Raw genomic sequence first — 12,422 nt, forward strand, 5'->3', positions numbered from 1 at the left:
TTGAGCCCGAACCGGTCTGGACTCTAGCACGGTGCGCCGTCCGGCTACCGCAGCAGCTGATCATGCCCTCATCATGGTGGCGGTCGCCGACCGATGCCAAGCGGTGAGCCGCCCTGTAGGGTTTGGAACTCGTGACGGATGGTGCAGTGCGCGGCTCGCGCCGGGATGTCTATGCGCGGCGAGAAGTCTACCGGTGGGGAGCTATCACCGCGCTCGGGGTGGTCGCGGGTTACGCCGCGGTCCTGCTCGCCAACGTCCGGCATTTCTTCACCGACGACACCGAATCCCAGTACACCTCGCTGTGGGTCGGTCTCGGCCGAGCGCTGCGCGAGGGCACCTTCCCGGTGCTGGTGCCCGAGCAGTGGATGTCGGGCAACAACACGATGGACGACGCGGGCTTGTTCAATCCGCCGCAGCTGCTGATCGATCTGATCGCGCCCTTGGTGGACAACGTCGCCGTGTATGCCACCGTCGTGAAGCTGATCTTCTCGATCATCGCCGCGCTCGGGGTCTACCGCGTCTGCCTCGTCTACGGTGGACGTCCGTCGTGGTCGGCTGTCGCGGGCATCGCACTGCCGCTGTCGGGCTTCTTCCTGTTCTTCGATGAAGCCAGCTGGATGACCGCGCTCACCGGCACCGCGTGGCTGGTGCACGCGTGGGCGGCATCGGTGCGTTACACGCGTGGCCCCGGCGGGAGCGACGGGCCCGGAGGCGGTAGCTTGCGTGACCACGCAGGGCCCCGCAGACGCCGCAAAATATCCGGCGGGAGCGACGGGCCCGGAGGCGGTAGCTTGCGTGACCACGCAGGGCCCCGCGGACGCCGCAAAATATCCGGCGGGAGCGACGGGCCCGGAGGCGGTAGCTTGCGTGACCACGCAGGGCCCCGCGGACGCCGCAAAATATCCGCCGGTCCGATCCCGGTCTTCGTCTATCTGTATCTGACCATCTCGACCCAGTACATCTTCCCAGCGGTCGAGGCGGTCCTGATGCTGCTGGCGGTTGCCGTCGGCGAGCTGCTGTACCAGCGCAAGTGGCAGCCCGTGCTGCGGCTGACCATCGCGGCGGGCTGTGCCGGGCTCGCGGGCTTGCTGACCTTCCTGCCCTCCATGCTCTCGGCGAAGGTGACCTGGCGCGGCACCGCGCAGATCAACAACGATCAGTTCCTCACGGTGCCGTGGTCGGAATCGCTGAACGCCAGCCTGCCCAGCTCGCTGCCTGCGTTCAGCTCGTGGTGGGGTTACGTCCAGCCGCTTCCGGTGACCTATATCGCCTGGTTCCTGATTCCGGCGCTGGCGTTCGTCGACTGGCGCCGCGCCCGCGAGGCGTGGCGGGAACTCAGTGCGATCGCGATCTTCGCGATCATGATGCTGATGTGGACCGCGGGCCCCGGTTCGGTCGGGCCGCTGCGCTGGCCCGCTCGCGTGCTCCCGATGCTGGCCATCGGTCTGCTCGTACTCGTGTGCGTGCTGCTCGGCCGCTACGGCACGGCACGCGGCGTGAAGAATCGCGGGATCGCGGCGGGCGTGCTGATCCTGCTGCTCTGGGTGCGTTCGTTCTCCGCCGACCCGCACGACGCGATCTGGCACGTGGTCGCGGCCGTCGCGCTCGCGGCGCTGGTGGCCGCCGCGGTGTGGCTGGGGCGTACCAAGGGCACCGCCGCGGCATGCGCGCTGACCGTCGTGGCGATGTTCCCGATCGCCTACTTCCAGGTCAGCGCCGCGCAGCCGACCCCGATGTCATGGAACCTGCCCGCCAAGCGTTCGGAAGCGAAAGCGGCGTTCCCGGATTTCGTGGGCACCACCATCCAGTTGGGCGATCGTGGTCTCTTGCAGCCGCAGGACAAGAGCGTCGACGGCGCCTATGGGTCGCTCGTCTTCGGCAACTATGCCCGTGGACTCGAGCTCGACTATGTCAACGGCTACACCCCGAGCGGGCACTTCTACTTCGGCGAGCTGCTGTGCATGCGCTGGGACGGTAGTGTCTGCCCGGACGCCTACCGGCGGATGTTCGCGCCGGAACCAACGACCGGCCGGCCGCTGGTCGATCTGATGAATCTGGATCGAGTCGTGTTGCAACGCGCGCTGTTCCCGGACGCGGCGAGTCAACCCGCGCCGGAGGGCTGGAAATGGGTCGACTATCCCGGTCATGAGCGCTACATCGCCGTGCTGGAACGAGTGGGCGGCCCGATCTCGATGACCAACGGCCGCGTCGCCGACACCAAGGGCGTAACCGCGACCTCGATTTCCGAAACCGACACCACCAGCCGAGTGCGGGTGTCCTCGGCCGGTGGCGGCCGGGTCGTGTTCTCCCGGTTGGGCTGGCCAGGCTACCGAGTCACCTTGAACGGCACGGCGGTGCCCATCACGACGGTGGCCAAATCGTTCGTCGCCGTCGAGGTTCCGGCGGGCACCCACAATGCCGAACTGGTGCTGACCTGGCGTCCGCCCGGCTGGAAGATCGGCATCGCCGCCGCGGTCGCGGGCGTGCTCGGCATCGGTGTCCTGCAGTGGCTCTACCTGCGCGCCCGGCGGCGCGAGGAGCCGGAGCACACCGATGGCTCGACGCCCGCCGAGCCGGATCGCGAGTTGGCGGACGTCGTTTCGTGACGGCGAGCGCACGCCCCGGCGCGCACGGTCGCACACCTGCCGCGAACCCGAGTGCCGCGGCGGCCGATGGGCGGCCGGCAGGACTGCTGATGCGTGCAGTGCGCCGGCAGGAGGTCGCTTTCGCCCTGGTCGGCGCGGGCAACACCCTGCTCGGTATCGCGCTGACGGTGGTGTGGCTGGCCGTGCTCGGTGACGCGTGGCCACCGGCCGTCGCTGTCGTGCTGGCCTACGCCATCGGCATCGTCGTCGCTTTCGTCCTGCACCGGACCTTGGTGTTTCGGGTGCGTGGCCGCGTGCTGCGCGATTTCGCCGGCTTCGTCGTGGTGAATTCCGGTGGCCTGCTGCTGAACACGGTGCTGCTGTCGCTGGCGGTCACGGTCGGGCACCTGCCGCGGATTCCGTCCGCGGTGGTGGTGATGGGTCTGGTCGCGGTCGCCAGCTTCTTCGGCCATCGCTACATTTCGTTCCGCCGTCGTCCCGAGAACCGGCCCGCGGGGTAGGTCGAACAGTGCTGACCGGCACTCGACGTCGCTGGAAGCTCGTTGTCTCGCTTCCTGGCACAGTCCGGCGGGGTGCACGCGGCGTTGCCTGTAGGGTCTGTGACTCGTGGCCGAACGTAGAACCTTCGCTTCGAGAGAAGTCGTCACCTGGGGCATCGTCACCACTCTCGGTGTGGTCGCGGGATACGGCGCGGTTCTACTCGCCAACGTCCGGCATTTCTATACCGACGACACCGAGTCGCAGTACGCGCCGCTATGGGTGATGCTGGGTCGATACCTGCGCGAGGGACGGGTTCCCGCGCTCGTGCCGGAGCATTGGATGGCGGGCAACTACACCATCGAAGAAGCGGGCCTGCTCAATCCGCCGCAGTTGCTGATCGATCTGATCGCGCCCTCGGTCGACAATCTCGCCCTGTACGCCACCGTGGTCAAGCTGATCTTCGCGATCATCCTCGGTCTCGGCGTCTATCGGATCTGCCTGGCCTACGCGGCGAAAGCACCCTGGTCGGCGGTGGCGGGCGTCGCTATCCCGTTCACCGGATGGCTGCTGTTCTTCGACGAGTCCAGCTGGATGACCGCGTTCACCGGCACCGCCTGGCTGGCGCACGCGTGGGCGTCGGCGGTGCGGTACGCCCGTGGCAACAGCGGGCCGATCCCTACGTTCGTCTTCCTGTATCTGGCCATCTCGGTGCAGTACATCTTCCCCGCGGTCGAGGCCGGTCTGATGATCGGCGCCGTCGCGATCGGCGAGCTCGTCCACCAGAAGGCGTGGCGGCCGTCGCTGCGCTTGCTCACGGTGGCGGCCTGCGCGGCACTGGCCGGTCTGGCGACCTACCTGCCGAGCATGTTGTCGGCGAAAGTGACCTGGCGCGGCACCGCGCAGATCAACAACGATCAGTTCTTCACCGTGCCGTGGTCGGAGTCGCTGAACGCGAGTCTGCCGAGTACGTTGCCCGCGTTCAATTCGTGGTGGGGCTACGTGCAACCGATGCCGATGGTCTACATCGCGTGGTTCCTGATTCCGGCGCTGGCCTTCGTGGACTGGCGCAAAGCATTCGGCTCGGCGCGTGAGCTGGTAGCGCCCGCGCTGTTCGCGGTGCTGGCGTTGATGTGGACCGCGGGTCCCGGCGCGATCGGTCCGCTGCGCTGGCCCGCCCGTGTGCTGCCGATGGTCGCGCTCGGTTTGCTGGTGCTGGTCTGTGTGCTGCTGGGTCGTTTCGCGACCGTCAGTGATCGGCGGCGTCGTGGTATCGCGGCGGGTGTGCTGATCGGACTGTTGTGGGTGCGCTCGTTCTCGGCGGCTCCGCACGAGGTGATCTGGCACGTCGTCGCGGCGGCCGGCGTGGCCGGGCTCGGGGCGGCCACGGTGTGGCTCGGCCGCAGCCGCGGTGTGGTCGCCGCGTGCGCACTGGTGATCGTGTCGGTGTTCCCGATCGCCTATCTGCAGGTTTCGGCGGCGCAACCGACGCCGATGGGTTGGAATCTGCCGGAGAATCGGTCGGAGATGAAAGCCGCGTTCCCCGATTTCCCCGGCACCACACTGCAACTCGGCGATCGCATGCTCATCCCGCCGGGCGAGCGGAGCCTGCACGGTGCGTACGGGTCGTTGGTGTTCGGCAATTACGCCAAGGATCTCGAGCTGACTTATGTCAGCGGATACACGCCCAACGGGCATTACTGGTTCGGTGAGACGCTGTGCATGCGCTGGGACACCAGCGTCTGCCCGGACGCCTATCGGCGCGCTTTCGCGACCGAGCCGACCACCGGCAAAACCATCGTCGACCTGATGAAGATCGACCGGGTCGTGCTGCACCGCGCCCTGTACCCGGACGCCCGCGACCAGCCCGCGCCACCGGGTTGGACATGGGTCGACTACCCGGGACACGAAAAATACATCTCGGTGCTGGAACGCAGCGATGGCCTGATCTCTACCCGGAACGGCCGAATCGCGGCTGTCCAGGGCGGGACCGCGACCTCGATCAGCGAATCGGATACCACCAGCCGGGTGCGCGTGCGTGCCCCGGAGGGCGGACGGGTCGTCTTCGCCCGGCTCGGCTGGCCGGGCTACCGCGTGACCCTCGACGGTCGTGAGCTTCCGTCCACGCTGGTGGCGAAAACATTTGTCGCCGTGGATGTTCCGGCTGGCACGACGGATGGTGAGCTGGCGCTGACCTGGCGGCCGCCCGGCTGGCAGTTGGGCGTGCTCGCGGCACTGCTGGGTTTGCTCGGCGTCGGCGTCATGGAGTGGGTGTACCGGCGCGGCAGGCGCCGGAAGGCCGGTCCGCTCGACTCGGCCGATGGGTCCGCGCTCCGAGATGCGGCCGGCACCCCGGTTCCCGATCTCGCGGACGCCGTCCGATGAGCACGGGCGCGGCGGGACGGATAAATGCGCCCACTGATGCGCGGCGCACGGGCATGACGAACCCGATCACGCCTCCCGCCGCGTCGAGGACGAACGCCGGGTCCGGCCGCAATCCGCAGCCGGACCGCGCGGACAGCGCTGCGGACCGGGGACCCTTGCTGCGCTTGGTGCGACGCCAGGAGATCGCGTTCGCGGTGGTGGGTACGGTGAACACCGGGCTCGGTATGGCGCTGACCGTGATGTGGCTGGTATTGCTCGGCGAGCGGATACCCGCCGCTGTCGCGCCGGCCGCGGCCTACGGCGTCAGCGTGGTCGTGGCATTCGCTCTGCACCGGACTCTGGTATTCCGTGTGCGGGGCCGGCTGATCCGCGATTTCGCCGCGTTCGTCGCGGTGAACTCCGGTGGCCTACTGCTGAACATGGTGTTGCTCCAACTGGGTGTCTCGATCCTGCATCTGCCGAGGATCCCGGCGGCGGTCGCGGTCATGGCGTTGGTGGCGGTGGCGAGCTTCTTCGGGCACCGGTACATCTCGTTCCGCCGCCCGCCCGCCGTCCTCGGCGCGGACGGTTCCCGATCCGGTTCGGCCGAAAGGTAGGTTTCACCTATGCCTGAGCACACCACCCTGGACGCCACACTGCTGAACCTGCTGGCCTGTCCGCAGGACAAAGGCCCGCTGTTGCTGGTCCATGCCGACAACGGCGCCACGCTGCTCTACAACCCGCGCCTGCACCGGGCCTACCCGGTCGAGAACGGCATTCCGGTGCTGCTCATCGACGAGGCCGAAGACGTCAGCGACGCCGAACATGAAGCGTTCACCGCACCTCGGGCCGACGTCTGACGCTGGCACCTGCTGCGGGAAACCGCTCTTTCCGCTCGGCCCGCACCGAGGCGCACGAGGTCGGCGCTCGGCAACGGATGAGTCACGTTCGTTCCGGTTCGTCGACCCTCCGAAGCCGGCTCCGTCATGATCATCTACACCTTGCGAAGGTCCGCACGTTCCGGCGGCGGGCGCTCCGACCAGCGTTCTGAGCGGTACAGGTGTCGTACGGGTAGAGAGGTCAGGAACGTAATGGGCGTCGTGCGTATACGTAACTGGGCAGCTCGATGCGTGATTTTCTGCGGGGTGGCCGCGGCCGCCTTCGCTGCGGCGGTGCCCGCATCGGCCGAGCCACTCTGGCCGGGCGGCCCGGACATTCCTGGTCTGCCCGCACTGATTCCGCCGCCACCGCCGCCACCCGTGGTGGCCCCGTGTTCCACTGCCGCCCGCGCCTGTATGCGGTTGTCGACCGACGAAGCCTGGCTGATGGACGAGGGCCGGGTGGTCTACGGCCCGACACCGATTTCGCACGGGATGCCCGGCTACGAGACGCCGCCAGGAGTCTTTCACGTGTCGTTCAAGCGGGAGTTCCACTGGAGCACGATGCACAACGCTCCGATGCCGTACGCGGTCTTCTTCAACGGCGATATCGCCTTCCACGTCGGCCCGATCGAGAAGAAGTCACATGGCTGCGTCCGCATGACGCAGGAAGGCGCCAAGGCGTTCTACGAGTATCTGTGGCCCGGTGACGTCGTCGAAGTCGTGGAGTGACGCTCACGCCTGCGTCGCCGCGGTGATCCCGGGTCACCGAGCTACCGGTCCTGCCCGATGTCGCCGGTCAGATAGCGCTGCAGCGTCGGGCCGACCGCGGCGGCCAGGTCGGACGCAGGCATGGAAGCCAGCGGCTCGACGGCCAGGATCTTGCGGCCCACCAGCACACCGACCATCTGCGACGCGACCAGCGCGACCCGGGTGCGCCCATCGTCGTCGGCGGTGGCGATCCGCAGGCGGATGCGTTCCAGCACGACTTCCGACACGAACGCCCTGGCCAGGGTCGGGTCGTCGCTTCCGGCCAGGAGGCTGCGCACCGCCGCGACGATCCCCGGCCCGGCGGGGGAGTCCCACACCCCGACGACAGCGCGAATGATATTCTCGCCCAACTGATTCAGCGGCACCGACTCGATGATCCGCAATGTCGACTCCGGGTCCACCGGTAGCTCCACCACCGCGGCGAAGAGCTGTTGCTTGGTCCCGAAGTAGTGGTGCACCAGGGCCGGATCCACGCCGGCGTCGGTGGCCACCGCGCGCACCGACGTCTTGTCGAAGCCCGCGTCGGCGAACCGTGCGCGGGCGGCCGCGAGGATGGCCTCGCGGGCGCCCGACTGTCCCGGTCGGCGGCCGGTGCGGGTGGGCCGCTCGGCGCCGCCGGAACCATTGCCGGCCGTCACGCCGTCCGCCGCCGTAGCGTCGCCGCGCCCAGGCACAGGGCGACCAGCGCGAATCCGGCGACGATGGCCAAGTCGCGCCACATCTGTCCGGTGACCTCCGGATGCGTCGAAACCTGTTGCAGCGCATCGACCGCGTAGCTCAACGGCATCACGTTGCTGATCGCCTCCAGCCAAGCGGGCAGCTGCCCGCGGGGAACGAGCAGGCCGCACAGGAAGATCTGCGGCGCCACCACGACCGGCATGAACTGTACGGCCTGAAACTCGGTGCGCGCGAAAGCGCTTGCCAGCAGTCCCAGCGCCACCCCGCAGATCGCGTCGACCACCGCGATCAACACGACCCAGCCCGGGCTGCCCGCCGCGTCGAGCCCGAGCAGGCCGAAGGAGACCAGGCAGGCGACGATGGCCTGCGCGGCCGCCGCCAGCGAGAACGCCGTGCCGTACCCGCCGAGCAGGTCGATTTTCGACAGCGGGGTCGACAGCAGCCGCTCCAGCGTGCCCGAGGTGCGCTCGCGTTGCATGGCGATGGCGGTGATCAGGAACATCACGATGAACGGCAGGATGCCGAGCATGCTGATGCCGACCCGGTCGAACAGCGAGACCGGGTTCAGCGGGTTGGTCGGAGTGTCTTTGTAGATGAAGTACAGCAGCGCCATCAGCAGGGCCGGAACCACCAGAATCATGGCGACGGTGCGGTGGTCGTTGCGCAACTGCCGCAGGATGCGTCCGGTGGTCGCGACGTAGGGCCGGATCGGCGGTGGCCGCAGTGCTTCGAGGGTGGCGGTCATGCGTTCAGTCCCATCGTGATCAGGGTGAGGAAGGCGGTCTCCAGGTTCTGTTCGCCGGTCCGTGCGCGTAGTTCGTCGGGGCTGAGCTGGGCGAGCAGCTGCCCCTCGCGCATCAGCAACAGCTGGTCGCAGTGCTCGGCCTCGTCCATGACGTGACTGGACACCAGCAGCGTCGTCCCATTCGCCGCCAATTCACGGAATTGCTTCCAGAGCTCGACCCGCAGCACCGGATCGAGTCCGACCGTCGGTTCGTCCAGAACCAGCAGATCGGGCCGGGCGACCAGCGAGCACGCAAGTGAGGCGCGGGTCAGCTGTCCGCCGGACAGTTGGTCGCCGCGCTGGTGTGCGTGCTCGCCCAGGCCGACCGCCGTGATCGCGTCGTCGACGTCGGCACGGTTGCGGCCGTAGAGCGCGGCGAAGTACGCGACGTTCTCGCGGACGCTGATGTCGTTGTAGATGCTCGGTGCCTGGGTGACATAGCCGATCCGGTGCCGCAACGCTGCCGATCCCGCGGGTAGACCGAGCGCGGAGACGTTTCCCGATTCGATGATCTGCGTGCCGACGACGCAGCGCATCAGCGTGGTCTTGCCGCAACCGGACGGACCGAGTAGCCCCGTGATCGAGCCACGCGGGATGGTCACCGAGACGTCGTGCAGTACTTCGCGGCCGCCGCGGCGAACCCGCAGGCCCCGGACTTCGACGGCGGGAGATGAGGTGGATTGCGACACGGTCGCCTCAATTCATCGAGTGCTGAATTCACTGTATGATGAATTTATCGCGGATGCGGCGCACCGGCAAGAGTGTTCGCCATGGAGACGCAGGGGTGGTCGGCTATACCTCGGTGATCGCCGACGATCTGGCGACGCTGTGCTCAGGCCGGCGCAGCACGTATTTCCAGACCAGCACCGATGCGAAATCCGCGCCCACGACGCCGGGTGTCTGCGAGCGGTTGCGCGGGTGTCGTCCTCGTCGAGGACAATGGCGGTCGTGTCCGCTGAAGAACTCGCCGTCGAGCCGACCGCCGCTGCCCGGCGTCTGCTCGGGGCAACTCTGCGGTCGGGCCGCGTCGGGGTGCGGATAGTCGAGGTCGAGGCGTACGGCGGAGACCCGGCGGGTCCGTGGCCCGACCCGGCCTCGCATTCCGGGCGCGGACGGACCAAGCGCAACGGCGTGATGTTCGGCCCCGCCGGGGTGCTGTATGTGTATCTCAGCTATGGCATGCACACCTGCGTGAACGTGACGAGCGGACCGGACGGGACCGCCAGTGCAGTGCTGATCCGTTCCGGCGAGGTCATCGATGGACTGGCGACGGTGCGAGCCCGGCGTCCGGGCGCCCGGTCCGATCTCGACTTGGCCCGTGGCCCCGGCAATCTCGGTACCGCCCTGGGAATCACGTTGAGCGACTATGGAACGACGCTGTTCGAACCGTCATCCCCGATCCGCCTGGAATTGAACGGCCCGGTCGAGTCGGCCGACGTCGCCAGCGGTCCCCGAGTAGGTGTCAGCAGTGCGGCGGACGTGCCGTGGCGGTTCTGGCTGCTGCGCTCCCGCGCGGTATCGGTCTACCGGCGCAGTCCGCGTGCGCCGCTCGCGGCCGCGCTGCGGGTATGACCACGGGGCGAAGAATTCCGCACGCCGCGCGATGAGTTTCCGAACGACTCGCCGTCCTACCAGGTGAACGCGCCACCCCGGCGCGACCGACCTGAAGGAAGAAACCATGGCCTCGATCAGCATCGCCGATCCCGCCGACGCCACCCGTCCGGGCAAGGTGCGCAACCGAACCCTGTGGACACTTCAGATTCTGTTCGGCCTGTTCTTCGTCATCGTGTCGGGCCTGCCGAAGGTGACGGGCCAGTCCGACGCGGTGCGGATTTTCGATGAGATCGGATTCGGCGATTGGTTCCGCTATCTCACCGGTGCCGTCGAGATCGCCGGTGGGATCGGATTACTGGTGCCCCGATTGAGCGGGCTCGCCGCGGCGGGTCTTTCGATCACCATGGTGCTGGCCGCGGCCACCCAGGCATTCGTCCTGCACGCCCCGGCCATGGCGCCGTTCCCCCTGGTGCTGGCCGTGGTTTTCGCCTGGATCGCCTACCAGCGGCGCGACAGCCTCGCCGCCGTGCGGGAGACATTGTCCCGCTGAGCGTCCAGCCGGCGACCGCAGATGCCGCGTTCGCCTCGTGTTCGAAGGATGCGAATAGTCGCTCGACCTGCGACGCGTCGCGCGATGAGACCGAGGTGCGCAAAGGGCGCGGGACGTCATGCGGAAAGATGGGACAGCGTGAGCGGCGACATCATCGACGAACTGACCTGGCGCGGATTGATCGCGCAGTCCACCGACCTGGATGCCTTGCGCGCGGCGGCGGCCGCGGAGCCGCTGACGCTGTATGCCGGGTTCGATCCCACCGCCGCCAGCCTGCACGCGGGCCATCTGGTGCCCTTGCTCGCGTTGAAGCGATTCCAGCGTGCGGGCCATCGCCCCATCGTGCTGGCCGGTGGCGCCACCGGCCTGATCGGCGACCCCCGCGAGATCGGCGAGCGGACCATGAACTCGTCCGACACTGTGGCCGAGTGGGCCGAGCGGATCCGCTCCCAGCTGGAGCGCTTCGTGGACCTGGACGACTCGCCGACCGGAGCCGTGATCGTCGACAACATGGACTGGACCGGCCCGCTGACCACCGTTGATTTCCTGCGCGACATCGGCAAGCACTTCTCGGTGAACGTCATGTTGGCCCGCGACACCATCAAGCGGCGCCTGGATGGTGAGGGTATTTCGTACACCGAGTTCAGCTACATGCTCCTGCAGGCCAACGACTACCTCCAGCTGCGTCGCAGCCACGGCTGCACGCTGCAGGTCGGCGGCTCCGACCAGTGGGGCAACATCATCGCCGGCGTCGAGCTCAACCGCCGCGTCGACGGTGCGTCGGTGCACGCGCTGACCGTCCCGCTGGTGACCTCCGCCGACGGCAAGAAGTTCGGCAAGTCCACCGGTGGCGGCAGCCTGTGGCTCGACCCGGAGATGACCAGCCCATACGCCTGGTACCAGTACTTCGTGAACACCGCCGACGCCGACGTGCTGCGCTACCTGCGCTGGTTCACATTCCTGTCCCGCGCGGAACTCGACGAGCTGGAGCAGTCGACCGCCGAGCGGCCGCACGCCCGGCAGGCGCAGCGCAGGCTGGCCGCTGAGATGACCACCCTGGTGCACGGCGAGGCCGATACCCGTGCCGTTGAGCTGGCCAGCCAGGCGCTGTTCGGTCGCGGCGAACTGCGCGATCTCGACGAAGCCACCCTCGGTGCCGCGCTGCGCGAGGCCGCGGTCGACGGCGAGGTCGCGCAGCTCGAGCCCGGCGAGCCGGACACCATCGTGGATCTGCTCGTCGCGACCGGCCTGTGCGAGAGCCGGGGTGCCGCGCGCCGCGCGGTGAACGAGGGTGGCGCTGCGGTGAACAACGCGAAGATCTCCGATCTCGACTGGACCCCCGCCGACGCCGACTACCTGCACGGACGATGGCTCGTGCTGAGGCGCGGCAAGAAGAACTTCGCCGGGGTTCTGCGGGCAGGTGCGTGAAGATCGCGGTGGCTTGAATCACATTCGTGTGATTCAAGCCGTCGATCACAGCTCTCGCATGCCTGTGACCTGCGTAAACACTTCGTTGTTCAGGCGATTTGACGTAGCGTTATCCGGCGCGTAACTTATTCCAAGTCAGAGCGACACGGACACCGACCCGGAGCCGAGAAGCGAGGCGAAAGCCAAGCGGAGGGACCGGGAAACGAGGTAGGACGAGGAGCGCCTGACAGGCCAGCAAGATCGAATGGTCCGATCGAACTTGACTTTGCTCGGAACCATGGCTAAACTGGAAAAGTTGCCTCAGAGAAGATCCGGCTAGTTCGGATGGGACC

At 67.8% G+C, this 12,422-nt stretch carries 12 protein-coding genes; 9 read left to right on the plus strand and 3 right to left on the minus strand.

Annotated features, from left to right (window positions below):
- The first annotated feature begins 218 nt into the window (after nt 1–218).
- The 6 genes from ACT86A_RS18985 (at nt 219) to ACT86A_RS19010 (ending at nt 7,057) form a co-directional block, all read left to right on the plus strand.
- On the plus strand, nt 219–2,606 hold the full coding sequence (locus tag ACT86A_RS18985) for a hypothetical protein (protein ID WP_445093515.1): 2,388 nt from the start codon (nt 219–221) through the stop codon (nt 2,604–2,606).
- Nucleotides 2,607–2,695: 89 nt separating this feature from the next.
- Nucleotides 2,696–3,106 carry a GtrA family protein gene (locus tag ACT86A_RS18990; RefSeq protein ID WP_445093490.1) on the plus strand — a complete coding sequence of 137 codons (411 nt, stop codon included), beginning with the start codon at nt 2,696–2,698 and terminating at the stop codon, nt 3,104–3,106.
- A gap of 106 nt (nt 3,107–3,212) precedes the next feature.
- Nucleotides 3,213–5,468, plus strand: coding sequence for a hypothetical protein (locus tag ACT86A_RS18995; RefSeq protein ID WP_445093491.1), 2,256 nt, complete (start codon nt 3,213–3,215; stop codon nt 5,466–5,468).
- Nucleotides 5,469–5,521: 53 nt separating this feature from the next.
- Nucleotides 5,522–6,064, plus strand: coding sequence for a GtrA family protein (locus ACT86A_RS19000; RefSeq protein ID WP_445093492.1), 543 nt, complete (start codon nt 5,522–5,524; stop codon nt 6,062–6,064).
- A gap of 9 nt (nt 6,065–6,073) precedes the next feature.
- Nucleotides 6,074–6,307 carry a Trm112 family protein gene (locus ACT86A_RS19005; protein WP_445093493.1) on the plus strand — a complete coding sequence of 78 codons (234 nt, stop codon included), beginning with the start codon at nt 6,074–6,076 and terminating at the stop codon, nt 6,305–6,307.
- 231 nt (nt 6,308–6,538) lie between these two features.
- A complete protein-coding gene (locus ACT86A_RS19010) occupies nt 6,539–7,057 on the plus strand; it encodes a L,D-transpeptidase (protein ID WP_445093494.1) in 519 nt (172 codons plus the stop codon).
- A gap of 41 nt (nt 7,058–7,098) precedes the next feature.
- Here the strand turns inward: ACT86A_RS19010 and ACT86A_RS19015 are convergent, their stop codons facing one another.
- From ACT86A_RS19015 to ACT86A_RS19025, 3 genes are read right to left on the minus strand one after another with little or no spacing between them, the layout of a single operon-like run.
- Entirely contained in the window at nt 7,099–7,734 is a 636-nt protein-coding gene (locus tag ACT86A_RS19015) for a TetR/AcrR family transcriptional regulator (protein WP_445093495.1), read from the minus strand.
- The gene (locus ACT86A_RS19020) at nt 7,731–8,519 is read right to left on the minus strand and encodes an ABC transporter permease (RefSeq protein WP_445093496.1); all 789 of its coding nucleotides are present in this window, start codon (nt 8,517–8,519) and stop codon (nt 7,731–7,733) included. Before ACT86A_RS19020 ends, ACT86A_RS19015 begins: the two co-directional genes overlap by 4 nt.
- A complete protein-coding gene (locus tag ACT86A_RS19025) occupies nt 8,516–9,247 on the minus strand; it encodes an ABC transporter ATP-binding protein (RefSeq protein ID WP_445093497.1) in 732 nt (243 codons plus the stop codon). Before ACT86A_RS19025 ends, ACT86A_RS19020 begins: the two co-directional genes overlap by 4 nt.
- Before the next feature lie 250 nt (nt 9,248–9,497).
- On the opposite strand from ACT86A_RS19025, the gene ACT86A_RS19030 reads away from it, so the two are divergent.
- The 3 genes from ACT86A_RS19030 to tyrS all read left to right on the plus strand — a co-directional run bounded on the left by ACT86A_RS19030 (nt 9,498) and on the right by tyrS (nt 12,090).
- Nucleotides 9,498–10,130 (plus strand): DNA-3-methyladenine glycosylase, encoded by a 633-nt coding sequence (locus ACT86A_RS19030; RefSeq protein WP_445093498.1) that lies wholly within the window; start codon nt 9,498–9,500, stop codon nt 10,128–10,130.
- A 106-nt stretch (nt 10,131–10,236) separates the two neighbouring features.
- Nucleotides 10,237–10,662 carry a DoxX family protein gene (locus ACT86A_RS19035; protein ID WP_445093499.1) on the plus strand — a complete coding sequence of 142 codons (426 nt, stop codon included), beginning with the start codon at nt 10,237–10,239 and terminating at the stop codon, nt 10,660–10,662.
- A 138-nt stretch (nt 10,663–10,800) separates the two neighbouring features.
- On the plus strand, nt 10,801–12,090 hold the full coding sequence (gene tyrS / locus ACT86A_RS19040; protein ID WP_445093500.1) for a tyrosine--tRNA ligase: 1,290 nt from the start codon (nt 10,801–10,803) through the stop codon (nt 12,088–12,090).
- The last annotated feature ends 332 nt before the right edge of the window (nt 12,091–12,422 follow it).

The sequence above is a fragment of the Nocardia glycosmidis genome (assembly GCF_052545115.1).